Origin of the sequence: Pseudomonas kairouanensis, assembly GCF_004682055.1 — a bacterium.
Classification (GTDB): Bacteria; Pseudomonadota; Gammaproteobacteria; order Pseudomonadales; family Pseudomonadaceae; genus Aquipseudomonas; species Aquipseudomonas kairouanensis.
On sequence record NZ_QUZU01000004.1, the window covers coordinates 14,563 to 34,330 of the forward strand.

13 protein-coding genes are annotated in these 19,768 nt (G+C 61.4%); 6 read left to right on the forward strand and 7 right to left on the reverse strand.

Annotation, left to right across the window (positions count from 1 at the left end; translation table 11 throughout):
• Positions 1 to 63 precede the first annotated feature (63 nt).
• The gene (locus tag DYL59_RS05040; RefSeq protein WP_135288185.1) at positions 64 to 2,250 is read left to right on the forward strand and encodes a GAF domain-containing protein; all 2,187 of its coding nucleotides are present in this window, start codon (positions 64 to 66) and stop codon (positions 2,248 to 2,250) included.
• 59 nt (positions 2,251 to 2,309) lie between these two features.
• Here DYL59_RS05040 and DYL59_RS05045 read toward each other — a convergent pair whose 3' ends face one another.
• From DYL59_RS05045 to DYL59_RS05060, 4 genes are all read right to left on the reverse strand, one after another.
• On the reverse strand, positions 2,310 to 3,476 hold the full coding sequence (locus DYL59_RS05045) for a GGDEF domain-containing protein (RefSeq protein WP_135288186.1): 1,167 nt from the start codon (positions 3,474 to 3,476) through the stop codon (positions 2,310 to 2,312).
• Positions 3,477 to 3,527: 51 nt separating this feature from the next.
• Positions 3,528 to 5,765 (reverse strand): 1,4-alpha-glucan branching protein GlgB, encoded by a 2,238-nt coding sequence (gene glgB / locus DYL59_RS05050; RefSeq protein ID WP_135288187.1) that lies wholly within the window; start codon positions 5,763 to 5,765, stop codon positions 3,528 to 3,530.
• Positions 5,762 to 9,109: a maltose alpha-D-glucosyltransferase gene (gene treS / locus DYL59_RS05055; protein WP_135288188.1), complete on the reverse strand. Its 3,348-nt coding sequence runs from the start codon at positions 9,107 to 9,109 to the stop codon at positions 5,762 to 5,764. The genes glgB and treS overlap by 4 nt, the downstream gene beginning before the upstream one ends.
• Positions 9,110 to 9,193: 84 nt before the next feature.
• The gene (locus DYL59_RS05060; protein ID WP_135288189.1) at positions 9,194 to 11,182 is read right to left on the reverse strand and encodes an alpha-1,4-glucan--maltose-1-phosphate maltosyltransferase; all 1,989 of its coding nucleotides are present in this window, start codon (positions 11,180 to 11,182) and stop codon (positions 9,194 to 9,196) included.
• A gap of 204 nt (positions 11,183 to 11,386) precedes the next feature.
• On the opposite strand from DYL59_RS05060, the gene DYL59_RS31330 reads away from it, so the two are divergent.
• Both DYL59_RS31330 and DYL59_RS05065 read left to right on the forward strand, forming a co-directional pair.
• Positions 11,387 to 11,545, forward strand: coding sequence for a hypothetical protein (locus tag DYL59_RS31330; protein WP_167496653.1), 159 nt, complete (start codon positions 11,387 to 11,389; stop codon positions 11,543 to 11,545).
• Positions 11,546 to 11,691: 146 nt separating this feature from the next.
• Complete coding sequence (locus DYL59_RS05065) at positions 11,692 to 12,714, forward strand: M10 family metallopeptidase C-terminal domain-containing protein (RefSeq protein ID WP_167496654.1); 1,023 nt, start codon at positions 11,692 to 11,694, stop codon at positions 12,712 to 12,714.
• A 6-nt stretch (positions 12,715 to 12,720) separates the two neighbouring features.
• Here the strand turns inward: DYL59_RS05065 and DYL59_RS05070 are convergent, their stop codons facing one another.
• The gene (locus DYL59_RS05070) at positions 12,721 to 13,215 is read right to left on the reverse strand and encodes an MgtC/SapB family protein (RefSeq protein WP_135288191.1); all 495 of its coding nucleotides are present in this window, start codon (positions 13,213 to 13,215) and stop codon (positions 12,721 to 12,723) included.
• A 118-nt stretch (positions 13,216 to 13,333) separates the two neighbouring features.
• Between DYL59_RS05070 and DYL59_RS05075 the strand changes: the two genes are divergently transcribed.
• The 3 genes from DYL59_RS05075 to mapR all read left to right on the forward strand — a co-directional run bounded on the left by DYL59_RS05075 (position 13,334) and on the right by mapR (position 16,631).
• Complete coding sequence (locus DYL59_RS05075; RefSeq protein ID WP_135288192.1) at positions 13,334 to 13,573, forward strand: DUF3203 family protein; 240 nt, start codon at positions 13,334 to 13,336, stop codon at positions 13,571 to 13,573.
• A 184-nt stretch (positions 13,574 to 13,757) separates the two neighbouring features.
• Positions 13,758 to 15,167, forward strand: a complete 1,410-nt coding sequence (ccoG, locus tag DYL59_RS05080) for a cytochrome c oxidase accessory protein CcoG (RefSeq protein ID WP_135288193.1) — start codon at positions 13,758 to 13,760, stop codon at positions 15,165 to 15,167.
• A gap of 54 nt (positions 15,168 to 15,221) precedes the next feature.
• Complete coding sequence (gene mapR, locus DYL59_RS05085; protein WP_135288194.1) at positions 15,222 to 16,631, forward strand: GntR family transcriptional regulator MpaR; 1,410 nt, start codon at positions 15,222 to 15,224, stop codon at positions 16,629 to 16,631.
• A gap of 59 nt (positions 16,632 to 16,690) precedes the next feature.
• Here the strand turns inward: mapR and DYL59_RS05090 are convergent, their stop codons facing one another.
• Both DYL59_RS05090 and DYL59_RS05095 read right to left on the reverse strand, forming a co-directional pair.
• Positions 16,691 to 17,437 carry an SDR family oxidoreductase gene (locus DYL59_RS05090; protein ID WP_135288195.1) on the reverse strand — a complete coding sequence of 249 codons (747 nt, stop codon included), beginning with the start codon at positions 17,435 to 17,437 and terminating at the stop codon, positions 16,691 to 16,693.
• A gap of 54 nt (positions 17,438 to 17,491) precedes the next feature.
• Positions 17,492 to 19,588 (reverse strand): putative bifunctional diguanylate cyclase/phosphodiesterase, encoded by a 2,097-nt coding sequence (locus DYL59_RS05095; protein WP_135288196.1) that lies wholly within the window; start codon positions 19,586 to 19,588, stop codon positions 17,492 to 17,494.
• Positions 19,589 to 19,768 lie beyond the last annotated feature (180 nt).

Consider the following 19,768-nt stretch of genomic DNA (forward strand, 5'->3'; position numbering starts at 1 on the left):
TGTAGCTTGGTAGCCCGCCCACCCGGTGGCTAACGAGACGGTGGCAAACAAGGTGTTCTCCCAATGATGAATTGGCTGCAAAGCAGCAGCGATATGGCTGAGCGGGTACGCCAGCATGATTGGGCCAGCACGCCCCTGGGGCCGTTGGAACAATGGCCGGACGTACTCAAAACCACCGTGGCGCTGTGCTTTGCTTCAAGCTTCCCCCAGTCCATCGTTTGGGGGCCACAGTTGATCACGCTCTACAACGACGCCTTCATTCCGATCCTGGGCGACAAGCCCGATGCGCTGGGGCGTCCGTTCAGTGAGGTGTGGCAGGAAGCCTGGGCTGAGGTGGGCCCTATCGCCGATGCGGCGTTCGAAGGGCACGCCACCTATATCGAAAACTTCCCCCTCTTGATCGAGCGCGGTGCGGGCCTGGAACAGGCGTATTTCACCTTCTGCTACAGCCCCATCCGCGACCCTCAAGGTCAGGTGGTGGGCATGCTCGACACCGTCACTGAAACCACTGCCACTGTGTTCCTCTCCCGCCGCCTGGAGGTGCTCGACGCCGTCGGCAGTGCGGTGGCCAATGCCACCGACGCCGAAGCCATCATGACCACCACCACGCGCCTGCTGGCCGAACACCTGCAAGTGTCGAACTGCGCCTATGCCGATATGGACGCCGATGAAGACGGCTTTACCATTCGCGGTAACTGGGCGGCGCAGGGTTCGCCGAGCATCGTGGGGCGCTACAGCCTGGCGTCGTTCGGGGTGCGGGCGGTGCAGCAGTTGCGGGCGGGTGAGCCGTTGGTGGTGCAGGACAACCGCGTGGAATTCCCTCCGGAAGAAGCCGCCAGCTATCAAGCCCTAGGCGCGTTGGCCACGGTGTGCTTCCCGCTCATCAAAAACGGCCGTCTCACCGCCTTGATGGCCGTGCACCACAAGCTTGCCCGTGTCTGGTCGCCCTACGACCTGGCGCTGCTGGGAGAGGTCACCGAGCGTTCCTGGGCACACATCGAGCGGGTGCGCGCCGACGCGGCGGTACGCGAAGGCCTCGCCGCATTTACCGAGTTGAACGCCACCCTGGAACAACGCGTCGTCGAGCGCACCACGGCCCTCACGCAAGCCGAAGCCGCGCTGCATCAATCCCAGAAACTCGAAGCCATCGGCCAATTGACCGGCGGCGTGGCCCACGACTTCAATAACCTGCTGACCATCATTCGCTCTTCAGTGGATTTTCTACGCCAGCCCGGCCTCTCCGAGGAGCGTCGCCAGCGTTATATGGGTGCGGTCTCCGACACCGTCGAGCGGGCCAGCAAGCTCACCAGCCAATTGCTCGCCTTCGCGCGGCGCCAGCCCCTCAACCCGCAGGTTTTCGATGTGGGCCAGCGGGTGCGCAACATCGGCGAAATGCTGGAAACCGTCACCGGTGCGCGGATCCAGGTGCAGGTCGTACTGCCTGAGCAGCCCAGCCATGTGCACGTCGACTCCAGCCAGTTCGAAACCGCACTGATCAACATCGCCCTCAATGCCCGCGACGCGATGGACGGCCAAGGCACCCTGACCCTGCGGGTCGCCGATGTGCCCGGCCTGCCGCAAATCCGTGGGGATGCCGGCTCTCGCCAGCCGTTTGTGGCCGTCTCCCTGGCCGACACGGGCAGTGGCATTGCCGGGGATGCTTTCGAGCGTATCTTCGAGCCGTTCTTCACCACCAAGGCCGTCGGCAAGGGTACGGGGCTCGGGCTGTCCCAGGTATTCGGGTTTGCCAAGCAGTCCGGCGGCAACGTCGATGTGGCCAGCACCTTGGGCCAAGGCACGGTGTTTACCCTGTACCTGCCCAAAGTCGCGCCCCAGGCCGAGCAGCACAGCCCGTCCGAGGAGGCTCGCAGCCCCCTGCGTAACCCGGACCTGCGCCACATCCTCATCGTGGAGGACAACCTTGAAGTAGGCCGTTTTGCCAATCAGATCCTGCAGGACCTGGGCTACCAGACCACCTGGGCCACTGACGCTGAACAGGCCCTGGCACTGGCCGGCCCGCAGGCGCTGGCGTTCGATGGGATTTTCTCGGATGTGGTCATGCCGGGGATTACCGGTGTCGCGATGGCCAGGCTCCTGCGTGAGCGGCGCCCGGACTTGCCGGTGGTGCTCACCTCTGGCTACAGCGAAGAACTGGCCGACAGTGGCTACGAAGGGTTTGAATTCCTGGCCAAGCCCTATTCTGCCGAGCAGGTAGCGCGGGCCCTGACCAAGGCCATGCGCAGGGACTGAGCCCGATTTTCCCAGGGTAAACAAGCGGTGGCGTGGGCGCTTGCTCCCGTCGGACTGCGTTATTCCGCTACGGCGACCTGGTTGCGTCCCTGGGCCTTGGCGCGGTACAGCGCCTTGTCGGCGGTATTCATCAACCCGTGCAAGTCCTGGTCCTGGGCGTGGGTGTAGGCCACGCCCAAGCTCGCTGTAAGGCCATGCACCGGCTCGGCGGCCATGCCGGAGATCGCCTTGACCAATTGCTCGGCGATATCGCGTGCGGTTTCCAACGAGGTGTTGGGCAGTAACACCGCAAATTCCTCGCCCCCCAGACGGCCGTACACATCAGCCTGACGGAACGACGCGCTGATCACCCCGCCAATCTGGCGCAAGACCTGGTCGCCGGCCTGATGGCCATAGGTGTCGTTGATGTCCTTGAAGTGATCCATGTCCATCATCAACGCACACAGCGGTTGCTGGTCGTGGCGACATTGGGCGTAAAGCACCTGGGCATGCTCGAAAAACGCACGGCGGTTCATCAGGCCGGTGAGTTCATCGGTCTGGGCGGCGCGTGTGGAAATATTGTGGGCGCGCTCCATTTGCCGGGTCAGGCGAAAGGTCTTTTCCAGGGCGTCCGACAGTTTGCGCGAGGCACTGACCACGAAGGTCGAGAACACCAGCACCGCAATGGCCACGCCCACTTGCATGGACGACGGCTGGAACAGCAGCCACAGCGTGCAAGGCAGCAGCACCAGGCTCATGGAGCCCAATGTCATGTAGCGATAGGCCGAATAGCAGGACACCGCGCTGACCGACATGCCCACGGTAAACAGCATCACCAGCGCCTGGGACAGACGGTCATCGGTAGGCATGACCGCAAGTGCCCCAAACCCCCAGATCCCGGCCGACACCATCAGCGTGACCCAGTAGCGACGCTCCCAGCGTTCAGGCGTGCGCTCGGCATGGGGGCAGCGAAACCACTCCATGAACATCTTGAGTCGCAGCAAGGTGGAAGCCGCCAGCGTGCCCAGCCAGATCAGGATGACCTCGTGGTCGAACCGCTCCCAGCACAGCCAGCACAGCATGACGGCGCCCAGGTAGCTGCCGAAAATCGCGGCAAATGACTGGCGAAACAACTGGTGCAAACGGTCGGTTCGCACCTGTTCCTCAATAAAACAATCCTGGTCCTGCCCACGCCCAAGGCCATTCATGAAATCCGCCTGATTCTGCTGCCACGACAAAGGGGCCATTGTGGCACCCTGCCAGTAGCGTGGACAACAGAATCCAGCACGGTAGGGCCTTTAAAGCGTTTCAGGCCGCAGAATCAACACGCCCAGAGGCGGCAGATTCAAGGACAGCGAGACCGGCTGCCCATGGCGCGGTTCGTCCTGGGTGAATACCTCTCCACCGTTGCCGTAGTTGGACCCGGCATAGGTATCCGCATCGCTGTTGAGCACTTCGCTCCACCGCCCGGCAAACGGCACGCCCACCGCATAGGCCGCACGGGGCACCGGGGTGAAGTTGGCCACCACCAGCACCGGCTTGCCGTCCTTGCTCCAGCGCAACCAGGCGTAGACGCTGTTGATCGCATCGTCGCCGATCAACCATTGGAAGCCCTGGGGAGCGTCGTCTTGCTCGTGCAAGGCGGGCTCTTGGCGGTACAGGCGGTTCAAGTCGCCCACCAGCTTCTGCACACCTTTGTGTTCGGCGTATTGCAGCAGGTACCAGTCCAACTGCTGGTCGTGGTTCCACTCGCGCCATTGGCCGAATTCGCAGCCCATAAACAGCAATTTCTTGCCCGGATGCATCCACATGAACGCGAGGTAGGCCCGCAGGTTGGCAAATTTCTGCCAGCGGTCGCCGGGCATCTTGTCGATCAGCGAATGTTTGCCGTGCACCACTTCATCATGGGAAATCGGCAGGATAAAACGCTCGGACCAGGCATACACCAGGCCAAAACTCAGTTCATTGTGATGATGGGCGCGGTACACCGGGTCCTGCTGGATGTAATGCAGCGAGTCATGCATCCAGCCCATGTTCCACTTGTAGTTGAAACCCAGGCCACCCTGCTGGGTAGGCTGGCTCACGCCTGGCCAGGCGGTGGATTCCTCGGCGATCACCAGCGCGCCCGGCGCTTCCTGGGCCACCACGTCGTTGAGGTGGCGCAGAAAATCAATGGCCTCCAGGTTCTCGCGACCGCCATGGCGGTTGGGCACCCATTCGCCGGCTTTGCGTGAATAGTCACGGTACAACATGGACGCCACTGCATCGACACGCAGGCCGTCCACATGGAAGTGTTTGAGCCAGTGCAAGGCCGATGCCAGCATAAAGCCATGTACTTCGGTACGGCCCAGGTTGTAGATCAGCGTGTCCCAATCCTGATGGAAGCCTTCCAGCGGGTTGGCGTATTCGTACAAAGCGGTGCCATCGAACTGGGCCAGGCCATGGGTATCGGTGGGAAAATGCGCCGGTACCCAGTCCAGAATCACACCGATGTCGGCCCGATGCAGGGCGTCGACGAAGTAGGCAAAGTCTTGCGGCGAGCCGAACCGCGCGGTCGGTGCAAATTGCGACAACGCCTGATAACCCCACGAGCCGCCGAATGGATGCTCCATGATCGGCATCAACTCGATATGGGTGAAACCCAGTTGCTGCACGTAGGGAATCAAACGCTCAGCCAGCTCGCGCCAGTTGTACTGGCGCGCCACCTCGCCCGCCTCGTCCAGCTCGCACTGCCAGGAGCCCACATGCAGTTCATAAATCGATAGCGGCGCGCTGGTCTTCTGCTTCTCGAGCCGAGACTGCATCCACTCATGGTCCTGCCAGTCCACCTGCAGCGGCTCGGCGACTTTGGACGCCGTGTCCGGTGGCAACTGGGTAGCGAGCGCCACCGGGTCGGCTTTAAGCGGCAGGATGCCATTCGCGCCAAGAATCTCGTACTTGTAGGCCGCACCCGGTTGCAGGCGTGGGATGAAGATCTCCCATACGCCAGACGGATGGCGCAGACGCATCGGATGACGGCGGCCGTCCCAGATATTGAAGTCGCCCACCACCGACACACGTCGGGCATTGGGTGCCCACACGGCAAAGCGCACACCCGGCACGCCGTCAACGCTGGTCACCTGGGCACCCAGGCAACTGCTGAGGTCGCGGTGGTTACCTTCGGCAAACAGGTACAGGTCCATTTCCCCCAGCAACAATTGGCTGAAGCTGTAGGGGTCTTCAGTGACCTGCTCACCACCGGCCCACTGAATCTTGAGCAAGTACGGCTGACGATGGTTGAAGTGCCCGACAAATAACCCCGGCACCTGGCTCGCCTCAAGGTTGCCGATCGGTTCGCCGCTGTCGCGTGCCAGCACCTGGACGCTCAACGCCTCGGGCAGGAACGCACGAATGAACTGGCCGTCGTGCTCATCCTCATGGGGCCCCAGAATCGAGAAGGGGTCGTGATGTTCAGCGCGTACCAGCGCTTCGACGTCCTTGGACGCCGGCAGTGCCGTCAACTTCGGTTGCAGCGGTTCTTTCTGTGTAAAGCTCATGACGTCTCCCCACCGCGTGCAGTTTTGTTTATAGGTGCAATCCCGCTGAGCAAGCCGTGCAGCCCTTGTAGGGGCACGGGTAGCCAGGTCGGGCGGTTTTCCGCTTCGTAGGCCACTTCGTACGCAGCCTTTTCCAGGCTGAACAACGTCAGCGCTGCGTCCTGGCCTTTGGCATCCTGCCAGTCATGCGCCAGTGTAGACGTAGCTGCCTGATAAGCCTGGATAAATGCCTGGCGTGCGTCTTTCAGATATCGCTCGGTCACGCGTTGGCGTGCCTGGTCGGCCTCGGGCGAGTGATCCACCCCTTGCCCAGTCCGGGCCATGGCCGCCGCGTAGTCAAAGGAACGCAGCACGCCGCTCACATCTTTATACGGGCTGTGCTTGCCCCGTCGCTCGTGCAGCGGGCGCGCGGGCTCGCCTTCAAAGTCGATCAGGTAGGCATCGCCCTTCACCACCAGTACCTGGCCCAGGTGCAAGTCACCATGGACCCGGATACGCAATCCGCCGGCCGTGGCTTTGGCCAAGGCCTGCACATGGCTGGAGATGGCTTTTTTCTGCGCCAGCAAATCACTGACCAGTGTCTGATCCGCAGGGTTCAACTGATTTTGATGCAACTTGAGCAAGTGCAAGGCGCGCTCGATCTGCGCACCGACGTCCTTGGCCCAGGCTTGGGTGTCTTTGACGCTGGTGGCTTCGGGCTTGAAGTCTTTGTCGGTCGTCTTCGCCCCCAACACCTGGTGCATCTCGCCCAGGCGCTGGCCGAGCAGGCCGGCGAAATCTTTCAACTCGCCCAAGGCGTTGTAGTGCTGTTCCTGCTCGGACATGGCCTCGGCCAACTCATCGCGAATCGCCCGCTCCAGGCTGTTTTGCGTCCAGGCCCAGGCATCGCCCTGGTTGCTGAGATAGCCCTGGGCGATCATCAGCAGGTTGTCCTGCCCGGCCCCATCGCGGCGAATCACCGAGCCCAGCAGTGGCGAGATATTCGGGTAGCCGGCGGCGGTGAGGTACGCGCTCATTTCCAGTTCTGGGTGAACTCCGCCGGCGACTTTGCGGATCAGCTTGAGCACCAGGCTTTCGCCCACCACCACCGAGCTGTTGGACTGTTCGGCCGAGAGGTAGCGTACCTGCGACTCATCCGTCAGTTGCAGCCTGGCCAGGTGCGGCGTGGCTTCGAAACGCAGGTCACCTTCGCTGGCACTCAATACCGTACCGGCTTGCAGGCCCTGGATCACTGCGCGAATGAAGGACTCAAGGCTGAACGCATCCGTCACCAACCCCACCTGCCGCGCACGGCGCACTCGGGCCAAGGCCAATTGCTGGGGCAAGGCGCTGGTGAACTGGTCTTCCCCCAGGAAACCGAACGGCAGCTGATAACGGCTGACCTGCCCGCCGCTGGTCACGTCGATCTCACTGAGCAGCACCGGGTGCTGCGGGTCGCCAAAGCGAACGCCGTAGGCAATGCGCACACTGTCGATAGCGGTGTCTTTGCCGGCAAACCAGCGCCGTTTGGGCAGCCAGGCGGGCAGCGACGTTTGCTCAAGGGAGGTACGGCACGGTTCTTCCAGCAGTTCTTCCATGCGTTTTTTAAGGACCAGTGTGGTGAAGTCCGGCATGCTCTGCGCCGGTTCCACATGCCAACTGGGCATCTGGTTTTCGGCGGCCAGCACAAACCAATAAAAGCCATAGGGTGCCAGGGTCAGCAGGAAATTCAGCTGGCCAATGGGCGGGAAGGCATTACCGCCGAGCATTTCCACCGGGACCATACCGGCAAACGCCGACAAGTCCAGCTCCGCCGCCTGAGCGCTGCGCGATACGTTGGCCACGCACAAAATGATCTCGGTTCGCCCGTCCTCGCCGGTGAATTCGCGGGTATAGGCCAGGATCCGACGGTTGCTCGGCGACAGCATTTTCAAGCTGCCCCGCCCAAACGCCTTGGACTGCTTGCGCACCGCCAGCATGCGCCGGGTCCAGTTCAGCAACGAGTGCGGGTCTTGGGTTTGCGTCTCGACGTTGACCGACTGGTAGCCGTATTGCGGGTCCATGATCGGCGGCAACACCAGGCTGGCCGGGTCGGCGCGGGAGAAGCCACCGTTGCGGTCGATGGACCACTGCATCGGTGTGCGCACGCCATCGCGGTCGCCCAGGTAGATGTTGTCGCCCATGCCGATCTCATCGCCGTAATACAAGGTAGGCGTGCCCGGCATCGACAGCAGCAAGCTATTGAGCAATTCCACGCGGCGGCGGTCGCGCTCCATCAAGGGCGCCAGGCGACGGCGAATCCCCAGGTTGATACGCGCGCGACGGTCGGCGGCGTAGTAGTTCCACAGGTAGTCACGCTCCTTGTCGGTGACCATTTCCAGGGTCAGCTCATCGTGGTTGCGCAAAAAGATCGCCCACTGGCAATTGGCGGGAATCTCTGGGGTCTGGCGCAGGATATCGGTGATGGGGAAGCGATCTTCCTGGGCCAGCGCCATGTACATGCGCGGCATCAGGGGGAAGTGAAAGGCCATATGGCATTCATCGCCGTCGTCGCCCTTCTTGTCGCCAAAATACAGTTGGGTGTCTTCCGGCCATTGGTTGGCTTCGGCCAGCAGCATACGGTCGGGGTAATGGGCGTCGATCTCGGCGCGGATCTGCTTGAGCACATCGTGGGTTTGCGGCAGGTTTTCGTTGTTGGTGCCGTCGCGCTCGATCAGGTACGGGATGGCATCCAGGCGCAGCCCATCGATCCCCATGTCCAGCCAGTAACGCATCACTGAGAGTACGGCCTTCATGACCTGCGGGTTGTCGAAGTTCAAGTCCGGCTGGTGGGAGTAGAACCGGTGCCAGAAGTACTGGCCGGCGACCGGGTCCCAGGTCCAATTGGATTTCTCGGTGTCGAGGAAAATGATGCGGGTACCGTCGTATTTCTGGTCGTCGTCGGACCACACGTAGAAGTCCCGCGCCGCCGAACCGGGCTTGGCCTTGCGCGCACGCTGGAACCAGGGGTGCTGGTCGGACGTGTGGTTGATCACCAGTTCGGTGATCACCCGCAGGCCGCGCTTGTGGGCTTCGGCGATAAAGCGCTTGGCGTCGGCCATTGTCCCGTAGTCACTGTGTACGCCACGGTATTCGGCAATGTCGTAGCCGTCATCACGGCGTGGCGAGGGGTAGAACGGCAGCAGCCAGATGGTGTTTACACCCAGGTCGGCGATGTAGTCGAGCTTGGCGATCAGGCCGGGGAAATCGCCGATGCCGTCGTTGTTGGAGTCGAAATAGGATTTGACGTGAACCTGGTAGATCACCGCGTCCTTGTACCAGAGCGGGTCCTTGATGAAAGTGGCTGGGGTGGGTTTCTTCGCCATTGGAAACTCCTGGAATAGGTCTGAAGGAATGCTGCCCATGTGGGAGAGAGCAAGCCCCCTCCCACATCTGGTCTTCACAAGGGCTTAAGAAGTGCTGATGCGCCAGATACCGAATGGGGTATGAGGCTCCAACCGCATCCACTGGGTTTTGCCATACCAGGTCCAGCGATGGCCATTCATCAAGTCTTCGCCCTGGGTCTGGGCGTCATCAGGCAACCCCATTTCCCACAACGGCAACTCGAAACTCGCCTCCTGGGCGTTATAGGGGTCAAGATTCACCGCTACCAGGATGAAATTGCTGCCATCCTCCGTGCGCTTGCCGAAATACAGGATGTTGTCGTTCCAGGCGTTGTAGAGCTTCAAACCCAGGTGAGTCTGCAATGCCGGGTTTTGCCGGCGGATGCGGTTGAGCTGGGCGATTTCGGCGATGATGTTGCCCGGCGCGGTGAAATCTCGTACGCGGATCTGGTATTTCTCCGAGTCCAGGTATTCCTCTTTGCCCGGCACCGGCGCGGCTTCGCACAGTTCATACCCCGAGTACATCCCCCACAAGCCCGAGCCCATGGTGGCCAATGCGGCCCGGATCAAAAAGCCAGGGCGGCCGGACTCATGCAGGAAGCCGGGGTTGATATCCGGAGTGTTGACGAAGAAATTCGGCCGGAAACATTCGCGCAACGGCGATTGGTTCAACTGGGTGAAGTACTCACTCAGCTCGGCCTTGGTATTGCGCCAGGTGAAATAGGTGTAGCTCTGGGAATACCCGACCTTGCCCAGCCGGGCCATCATCGCCGGGGTAGTAAACGCCTCGGCGAGAAAAATCACCTCGGGGTACTTGGACCGCACATCGCTGATCAGCCATTGCCAGAACGGCAACGGTTTGGTGTGAGGGTTGTCGACACGAAAGGTCTTAACGCCCTCTTCCACCCAGCCCACCACGATGTCCCGCAGTTCGACCCACAGGCTGGGGATGGCGTCCGCCGCGTAAAAATCGACGTTGACGATGTCCTGGTACTTTTTCGGCGGGTTTTCTGCGTATTTGATCGTGCCGTCCGGCCGCCAGTTGAACCAACCGGGATGCTGCTTGAGCCACGGATGGTCCTGGGAGCACTGGATGGCGAAGTCCAGGGCGATCTCCAGGCCGTGATCGGCGGCGGCCTTGACCAGGCGCCGGAAGTCATCGCGGCTGCCCAGTTGCGGATGGATCGCCTCGTGGCCGCCGTCTTCACTGCCAATGGCATACGGGCTGCCCGGATCATCGGGGCCGGCGGTCAGGGAATTGTTGGGCCCTTTGCGGTGGCTACGGCCGATGGGGTGGATCGGCGGGAAGTACAGCACGTCAAACCCCATGTCGTGGATCATCGCCAAGCGCGAGTGCACGTCATTGAAGGTGCCGTGGCGTGCAGGATCATCGGTGATCGAACGCGGGAACAGCTCGTACCAACTGGCAAACAGTGCGGCCTCGCGCTCCACATCGATCGGGTACACGGTGCTGATGCTCAGGTAGGCACGGTGATCGGCCTGGGTCATCAGGTGTGCACTGTCTTCGTGCAGGAACAACGCGACTTGCTCGGTTTCCAGCAGGCCGGAGAGTTCATGGTGCAACAACATCAGGCGGTCGCGCAGCTCGTTGTCACTGCGCTCGGCGGCCTGCAACACCAGGCTGCGACCTTCCTGCAACTCCAGGCTCACAGGCACGCCCGCCTCGTGCTTCTTGCGCAATTCATAACAGAAGCTGGCGAAGGTATCGATCCAGGCTTCGATGCAATATTCGTGGGGGCCTTGGGTCTCGACGGTAAACCCGCCCTCCCAGCCATTGTTACCCACGTCGGTCATGACCACGCTGTGCCAGCTTTCGTCCGCCAAGGGGCGCCAGCGGATCAACACCGCGAGCTTGTCGTGGCCATCGGCAAACACTTTGCTGGTGACGTTGACGCGCTGGCCAACCACGGCCTTGACGGCAAACTCGCCGCCGTCAATCACAGGTGTGGTGCTTTCGATGGCGATCCTGGGCAACAGCAAGGCCTGGGACAGTGGTAACAAGGATTGATCGTGGGTCAGTGTTTCAGCAGTCATCGAGCATCTTCCCCTTACGCCCTGTGGACGCTCTTTGCTTGATCCGAATTCTGATACGGCGCCGCTCTCCCTGAGCAGGGCCGTAATAGGTCCGAGCCCGGGGGTCGGTTAAAAGTTCAGGTGGATGTACCGCCATTGGGCGGGGAATCAATTCGCCTCGGCGGCTGTCCACCGATAGAGCAAAGCACAAAGGAGGCCACACCGATGAATATCCCGATCCCGGCTGAAACCCCGGACCCCAACATCGACAATCCGACATTGCCGCCCGCAGAACCCCAACCGGTACCTGAGCAGGAACCGCCCGAGGAACAGCCGGCCCCAGTACAGGAGCCACCGGTGAAAATTGCGCCGGTGATTGTCTAACCCCCGGCCAATTGAAGTTTCCTACTCAAGTAAAAGAGAGTGGCCCTACTCCAGTGGCAGGGCCGCCGCTGACACTGACGCTGAACTGGCCCCGACTTCAGGCTATTTGAAGAGGGCCCCAGCGCATGTGCCTACGAGGAAACACCATGACCCTGTCTGCCATCCCCTCTCGCTCGGATTTACCTGCGGCATTGCACGCCAACCCCATCAACCCGCGCCCTGACGCCGCGCTGTCACCTTCGGGCCAACGCGCCAACGCGCTGAATGCCTTGCTCAATTCAGGGCCCAACAATGCCAGGGAACCTAAGCGGCCCGAAAAGCCCAACGGTGTGCTGGCTGACACAACAGCGCAAGAGCAGGCCATCAACGAACTGGCCCCCCACATTAACCAGGCATCCGTTGAGCGCATGATCCGCCACCCAGGCTCCCTGACGGCCACGCGGATTTTCGAAAACGCCCAGCGCGCGCTGACGGCTGGCACTATTGATGCTGTGTTACGTGGACCCAACGCACAAGCGTGCAAAACGACGCTTACCACCCTCGAAACCCACTTGAACAAAGACTCCATTGACGCGGCTCGGACGGCCCTTGAAACCGAGCAGATCGATGCGTATCAGCGCTACGTTGACGCGTCACTGTTTGACCTGAAGTACCGCCTGCTTACCACAGCGCCCAGCAGCCGCTTTGACCTTATCCGCAGTTTCGCGAATGAAAAGCCCAAGACCCTGGCGAATATCGAAGACTATCTGAGTGACGTCGGCGCCCGCGCCGCTAGCTTGTGCGACATTGCCACAGCGGTAAGAAAAGTGAACGAGCCATTGCAGTACGCGCTTCCTGACGAGTGGGAAAGACGTCGCAGCGATACGGATCAAGGCGGGCAACCCAACCTCTACCGCTACCTGACTACCGGCGAATCCACCCTGGAGTCGCCCAGTGAAATCAGGGACTTCAAGCATGGCACCGACAAACTCGACGTTGCCGGTATCGCTAAGCAACTGGCAAAAAAACTGCAATGGGTCAACCAGCTCTCCGGCGCCAGTGGCGAAATGTTGCTCAGGTATTCACCGACCAACGATGCCAGTGTCCTGCTGATCTCGGGCGAGAAGGACGAGCCCGCCTTTGTGGCGAAGATCTTTGGCAAGTTCAAGCAAACCGACCTCATTAGCTGATGCCCGTCAGTTGGATTTGTCAAAAACCTTGACGATTCGAGGCATCAAACTGAACACCGCCAACGCGAGCAAGGTACTCAGCACCGCTGTCGATTCACGGCCCAGCCCGGCCGAGACCCCAATCGCAGCGGTCATCCACAACCCGGCGGCGGTGGTGAGGCCTTTGACGTGGCCCTCCTCGTCATCCTTGCCCTTGATGATGGTACCGGCACCCAAAAAGCCGATGCCGGCAATCACCCCCTGCACGACCCGGCTCATGGCATCGGCCTGGTTGCCGGACATCTGCGGCACCATCACGAACAACGCCGCGCCCAGGGCCACCAGCATATGGGTGCGCACGCCCGCAGCCTTGCCCTTGCTCTCGCGTTCAAAGCCGAGGATCCCGCCCAGCACGGCAGCGATCACCAGGCGCACGGTGATCTGGGTCAGCTGCCGGGCATCGCCGATATCGGCAAATTCGGCTTGCAGGGTTTGCCACACTTCGTGCCACCAGGCGTTCATGAAAGCCGTCCTTTCGAGGGTTGATAAAGGATGGACAGCGCCGACCGCCAGTCAGTTGCCTGGAACCCCCGCCAAGTGTCGCGCCCTAAGGTTCATAGCCCATAAGCAGGAGATCGGCATGAGCGTACGTATCGAAAACCACCTGTGTTACTTCAAGCTCAATGAAGATGGCCAGGAACAAAGCCTGCCAGCCACGCGGGTCAACGTCATGACCGACAATGATAAATCCATGTCATTCGTGGAACTGGCCGGCCAGCGCATCTACATCACCGAAGCCGAGGCCGACGCCCTCACCGTCGAGGGCGCCACCGATGGGCGCAACCATGTGAAGGCCGAAGAGCCTGGTTCGCTGATTTAATTGACCTGCATCAACAACGTCTAGACAGTGCTGCACCCCCTACCCTGTGGGGTGCAGCACAATGTCGCAGCAGCCTGTGCAAGCGCTGTCTGATCTGCTTTTTATCGCCCTACCTGAGTCTGTTATGCAAACAGAGCCACGCGCATAGTTCAGCGGCCTGATGGAGGCTGATGAGCGAACGACCATGAGCGAACGAATCACAACCGTGGAAATTTTTGAGCCCACCCACCCAAAGAAGGTGAAGGCCAAATCCAGCGACAACCTGATCCATACCCGCAGTTTCACCGGCCTGTTCCGCAGCTTGCGCGTAGCAGGCGCAGGCTTTCTGTTCCTGGCCTTTTTCGGCACCGTGTGGCTGAACTGGGGTGGGCGCCAAGCGGTGCTATGGGACCTGGCCGAAAGCAAATTCCATGTTTTTGGCGCGACCTTCTGGCCCCAGGACTTCATCCTGTTGTCGGCGCTGTTGATCATCTGCGCCTTCGGCCTGTTTGCCATCACCGTGTTCGCCGGACGCGTATGGTGCGGTTACACCTGCCCGCAAAGCTCGTTTACCTGGCTGTTCATGTGGTGCGAAAAAGTCACTGAGGGTGAACGCAACCAACGCATCAAACTGCAGGCGGCGCCGTGGGGCCTGAACAAACTCGCGCGACGTGCGGCCAAGCACACCCTGTGGCTGGGCATCAGCGTGCTGACCGGGCTGACCTTTGTCGGCTACTTCACCCCCATCCGCCCGCTAGCCGCAGAGCTTCTGACCTGGCAAATGGGCGGCGTGAGCCTGTTCTGGGTGCTGTTTTTTACCGCTGCTACCTACATCAACGCCGGCTGGCTGCGAGAAGCGGTGTGCATGCACATGTGCCCCTATGCGCGGTTCCAGAGCGTGATGTTCGACAAGGACACCCTGACCATTTCCTACGACGCGGCGCGCGGCGAACAGCGTGGCGCGCGCAAGCGCGAGGTCAAACCTGCCGACGCAGGCCTGGGCGACTGCATCGACTGCCAACTGTGCGTGCAGGTGTGCCCCACCGGCATCGACATCCGCGACGGCCTGCAAATGGAGTGCATCGGCTGTGCGGCGTGCATCGACGCCTGTGATTCGATCATGGACAAAATGGGCTATGCCCGTGGTCTGGTGAGCTACACCAGTGAACACCAACTGCAAGGTGGCAAGACCCACCTGCTACGCCCGCGCCTGATCGGCTACAGTGCGGTGCTGCTGGTGATGATTGCCGCCTTGGTGGTGGCATTGGTACAACGGCCGATGGTATCGCTGGACGTGACCAAGGACCGCGGCATGTTCCGCGAAAACGCCCAGGGCTTGATCGAGAACATCTACAGCCTCAAGGTCATCAACAAGACCCAGCAACACCAGGACTACCGCCTGGAACTGGTGGATGCCGAGGGCTACCAACTGCAAGGCAAGACCCAGATCAGCCTGGCACCGGGGGAAATCAGCGATGTGCCCGTGTCGGTGGCGCTGCTGGCGGATAAACCGGTGAGCAGTTCGCAGACCTTGCGTTTCAAGGTGACAGATGTGGATGAGCCGTGGGTTTACAGCGCCGCGGACAGCCGTTTTGTGGCACCGCTGAATCGCTGAAAGCCTCTCCTGGCTTTTGTCCGTGCTCATACCCAAGAATTGTTTAAGGCCCCAATGAAACGCTACGAAAAATTCGCCGAAGACATCGCAGAACTGATTCGCTCCGGCGTGCTCGGCCCTGGCCAGCGCGTGCCCTCGGTGCGCTATGCCAGCCAGACCTACGGCGTGAGCCCGTCCACCGTGTTCCAGGCCTACTACCTGCTGGAACGTCGCGGCCTGATCCGCGCGCGGCCGCGCTCCGGTTACTTCGTCAACACCCACGCACCCAGCCCGTTTTCCGAGCCGGTGGTGAGCGAGCAGGTGCACGAGTCCACCGAAGTCGACGTGAGCGAGCTGGTATTTTCGGTACTCGACTCCATCAAGGACCCCACCACCGTGCCCTTCGGCTCGGCTTTCCCCAGCCCCATGCTGTTCCCGCTGCCGCGCCTGGCGCGCTCGCTGGCCAGCGCCGGCCGCGCGATGGACCCGCGCCTGGTGGTCACCGACATGTCGCCGGGCAACCCGCAGCTGCGCCGGCAGATCGCCCTGCGCTACATGGTTGGCGGCCTGATGCTGCCCATGGAAGAACTGCTGATCACCAACGGTGCCCTCGAAGCCCTGAACCTGTGCCTGCAAGCCGTCACCGAGCCGGGCGACTTGGTGGCCATCGAGGCCCCGGCGTTCTACGCCTGCCTGCAAGTGCTGGAGCGCCTGAAGCTCAAGGCCGTGGAAATCCCCGTACACCCGCGCGACGGCATCGACCTGGGCGCCCTGGCACAAACCCTGGAGCGCTACCCGATCAAGGCCTGCTGGAGCATGACCAGTTTCCAGAACCCCATGGGTGCCACCGTGCCGGAAGCCAAGAAACAGGCCCTGGTGGAGTTGCTGCGCCGCCACCAGGTGCCATTGATCGAAGACGATGTGTATGCCGAGTTGTACTACGGCCAGCACGCACCCAAACCGGCCAAGGCTTTCGACACCGAAGGCCTGGTGATGCATTGCGGCTCGTTTGCCAAGAGCCTGGCCCCCGGCTACCGCGTCGGTTGGGTGGCGGCCGGGCGCTTTGCGCAGAAGGTCGAGCGCTTGAAGCTGATGACCTCGCTCTGCCCTTCAATGCCGGCGCAAGCGGCCATTGCCGACTACCTGCAACACGGCGGCTACGACCGGCACCTGCGCAAATTGCGCTACGCCCTGGAAGAACAGCAAAGCGCGATGCTGGCGGCGATTGCCCGTTACTTCCCGACGCAGACGCGGGTTAGCCAGCCGGCCGGCGGGTATTTCCTGTGGCTGGAGTTGCCGGAGCAGACCGACTCGTTGAAGTTGTTCCAGATGGCGCTGGCCCAAGGCATCAGCATCGCACCGGGGCCGATTTTCTCGGCAACCCAGCGCTTCAGAAATTGTATTCGCCTGAACTATGGCAGCCCGTGGACCGAGGCTTCAGAGAAAGCGATGGAGACATTGGGGCGGATTGTGCGCTCGTTTTGAGTGATTGGGTTGCCCGCAGTGGGCTTGCTCGCGAAGGCATACTTCCAGGCGCTAGATAACTAGCGACCACCGCCCAAATCCACAAACGTCCCAGTGGCATACGACGCCTTATCCGACAACAACCAGATAATCGCCTCCGCTACCTCATCCGGGCGCCCGCCCCGGGCCATGGGAATGCCTGACTCCAGTTTGCTGACCCGGTCCGGGTCGCCGCTCAGGGCATGAAAATCGGTAAAGATGTAGCCAGGGCGCACCGCGTTGACCCGAATGCCCTCACCCGCCACTTCCTTCGACAAGCCCAAAGTGAAGGTATCGAGGGCGCCTTTGGACGCCGCATAATCGACGTACTCACCCGGCGACCCCAGCCGTGCCGCCACCGAAGACACATTCACAATGCTGCCACCCTGCCCGCCATGCTTGGGCGACATGCGCAGCACCGCGTGCTTGGCGCACAGGATCGGCCCCAGCACGTTGGTCTTCAGGATCTTGAGGATGCGGAACTCGGACATCTCGTCCACCCGCGACTTTTGCCCCACGGTGCCCGCATTGTTGACCAGTGCCGTGACGCGGCCCAGTTCAGCGTCGACGCGGTTGAACAGGCCGATCACTTCATCTTCGATGCTCACATCTGCGCGCACCGCAATGGCCTGGGCGCCCAGGGCGCGCACCTGCTCAAGTACGCGATGGGCCGCCTCTTCGTCGGACTGGTAGTTGATGCAAATGCGATAACCCTGACGGGCGGCCAGCAGTGCCGTCTCGGCGCCAATCCCACGACTGCCCCCGGTGATGATGACGACTTTGTCCATGCGTGCAGTCTCCTGATTCAACCTGATGTTTATGGCTGAGCCCAAGAATAACCGTCACGCACGGCTTTTGTCAGGCGCCATGGCGTCTTCGGCGCGCTGGATATCAGCCATGAAGGTGTCGGCCGGCAACGGATGGCCCAGCAGGTAACCTTGCAGGGAATTGCACCCCAACCGCGTAAGGAAATTCTGCTGCACGTCGGTTTCTACGCCTTCGGCCACGATCCGCAAGCCCAAGGCCTGGCCCAGGGCGACAATGGCCGAGACAATCGCGGCATCGTCGCTGTCGTGCTCCAAGTCGCGCACAAAGCCGCGGTCGATCTTCAGTTCGTTGGCCGGCAGACGCTTGAGGTACATCAGGCTCGAATAGCCGGTCCCGAAGTCGTCGATGGACAGGTCCACACCCATCTCCGACAACTGCTGCAGCACCGTCATGCTGGCGTCGGCGTCGCTCATCGCGGTGGTCTCGGTGATCTCCAGGGTCAGGCTGTTGGCCGGCAACTGGTGACGCTCAAGGGCCGTGGCGACGCTTTTGACCAGCCCGGCGTGGCAGAACTGCAAGGCAGACAGGTTCACGGCGATACGCCAGTCTTCATAGCCCTGGGCGTACCACAGGCTCATCTGGCGGCAGGCTTCGTTCAGCACCCAGTCACCGATGGGGATGATCAACCCGGTCTTTTCCGCCAGCTCGATAAACATTGCCGGCAACAGCAGGCCCTGTTGCGGATGCTCCCAGCGCAACAACGCCTCGGCGCCCACCGGGATACCGCTGACGGCATCGAACTTGGGTTGGTAGTGCAGGCGAAATTGCTGGTGTTCGATGGCATTGCGCAGGTCCTGCAGCAACTGCAGTTGCTTGCGCGCATTGGTGTTCATCGACACGTCGAAGAAGCTGTAGCCGTTCTTGCCCATGCCCTTGGCGTGGTACATCGCGGCATCGGCGTTCATCAGCAGCTCCTGAGGGTTGCCACCGTTGCCTGGGAACAGGGCAATGCCGACGCTGGCGGAGATCTTCAACTCATGTTCGGCCACCGTGAACGCGCGGTTGATCAGGCCGACCTGGCGCTCGGCCAGGCGCAGGGCGTCATCGGGCTGGTTCAGTTGCACCAGCAATACGAATTCATCGCCGCCGATACGCGCCAGGGTGTCCTGGCTGCGCAGGTCCTCACGCAGGCGCAGGCCCACTTCGCGCAGCAACTGGTCGCCCATGTGATGGCCGAAGGCATCGTTGACCGGCTTGAAACCGTCAAGGTCGATAAACATCAGCGCGAAGCAACCGCCCTGCTCTCTGATCGTCTGCATCGATTGCTGGATACGGTCGGCGAGCAAGGTGCGGTTGGGCAAGCCGGTGAGCATGTCGTGCAGGGCCAGGTGGGTCAGCTCCTGGTTGGCCTGGGTCAGGGAATCGGCCAACACGGCGGTACGCGCCTCCAGGCGGGCATCCAGCAGCGAGGTGAGCAGCGCGATGGCCAGCACCGCCAGAGTGGTGACCAGCACCAGATTGTCCAGGCCCTTGCCGCTCAAGCCGTTCAATGCCGCGCCGCAAAAACTTTCATCAGCAAAGCGTGCCGCCGCCATACCGGTGTAGTGCATGCCCACGATGGCAAAGCCCATCACCACCGCTGCACCGCTGCGCAGCAGACGAACGTAGGGGGTGTTGCGCCGCAGGTTATGGGCGATCCACAGCGCAGCGCCACACGCCACTACCGCTATCAGCAGCGACGCACCGAACAGGCTCGGGTCGTAGTCGATACCCGGGGTCATGCGCATCGCGGCCATGCCGGTGTAGTGCATGGCCGCGATACCGGCCCCCATGACCAACGCGCCGAACGCCAGTTGCCAGGCGCGCAACTGAGGCTGGTTGATCAGCCAGAGTGCGAAGCCGCTGGACAATACCGCGATCAGCAACGACAACGCCGTAATGCCGAAGTCGAAACCCAGGGCAAACGGCAGGCGCAGCGCAAGCATGCCGATAAAATGCATCGACCAGACACCAATGCCCATGGCGATCGCCCCGCCGGCAATCCACAGATACACGGCACGCCCCTTGGCGGTGGCAATGCGGCCGGAGAGGTCCAGCGCGGTATAGGAAGCAAGGATCGCAACGAACAGGGAAATCACGACCAGGGAGGGCGAATAGCTACCGATAAGCATTGGACTTCTCAAGACTGACGGGCCTGAAAAGCCCGTGCCAAGTGGCAAAGCGGGCGATTGTAGCGAGAATAATTCTTGTACAGTTGAAATATTAGCGTATAGCCATCACAGGCTTTTTGACGTCAATCCTATGACCCAAAAACCGCCCTTTTCAGCGTTGATTGGATCCAAATATGGGAG

Excerpts from the sequence above, each read along its gene's own strand:
- DYL59_RS05040 (WP_135288185.1), top strand. The coding sequence starts at position 64 with ATGATGAATTGGCTGCAAAGCAGCAGCGATATGGCTGAGCGGGTACGC.
- DYL59_RS05045 (WP_135288186.1), bottom strand. The coding sequence starts at position 3,476 with ATGGCCCCTTTGTCGTGGCAGCAGAATCAGGCGGATTTCATGAATGGC.
- glgB (WP_135288187.1), bottom strand. The coding sequence starts at position 5,765 with ATGAGCTTTACACAGAAAGAACCGCTGCAACCGAAGTTGACGGCACTG.
- treS (WP_135288188.1), bottom strand. The coding sequence starts at position 9,109 with ATGGCGAAGAAACCCACCCCAGCCACTTTCATCAAGGACCCGCTCTGG.
- DYL59_RS05060 (WP_135288189.1), bottom strand. The coding sequence starts at position 11,182 with ATGACTGCTGAAACACTGACCCACGATCAATCCTTGTTACCACTGTCC.
- DYL59_RS31330 (WP_167496653.1), top strand. The coding sequence starts at position 11,387 with ATGAATATCCCGATCCCGGCTGAAACCCCGGACCCCAACATCGACAAT.
- DYL59_RS05065 (WP_167496654.1), top strand. The coding sequence starts at position 11,692 with ATGACCCTGTCTGCCATCCCCTCTCGCTCGGATTTACCTGCGGCATTG.
- DYL59_RS05070 (WP_135288191.1), bottom strand. The coding sequence starts at position 13,215 with ATGAACGCCTGGTGGCACGAAGTGTGGCAAACCCTGCAAGCCGAATTT.
- DYL59_RS05075 (WP_135288192.1), top strand. The coding sequence starts at position 13,334 with ATGAGCGTACGTATCGAAAACCACCTGTGTTACTTCAAGCTCAATGAA.
- ccoG (WP_135288193.1), top strand. The coding sequence starts at position 13,758 with ATGAGCGAACGAATCACAACCGTGGAAATTTTTGAGCCCACCCACCCA.
- mapR (WP_135288194.1), top strand. The coding sequence starts at position 15,222 with ATGAAACGCTACGAAAAATTCGCCGAAGACATCGCAGAACTGATTCGC.
- DYL59_RS05090 (WP_135288195.1), bottom strand. The coding sequence starts at position 17,437 with ATGGACAAAGTCGTCATCATCACCGGGGGCAGTCGTGGGATTGGCGCC.
- DYL59_RS05095 (WP_135288196.1), bottom strand. The coding sequence starts at position 19,588 with ATGCTTATCGGTAGCTATTCGCCCTCCCTGGTCGTGATTTCCCTGTTC.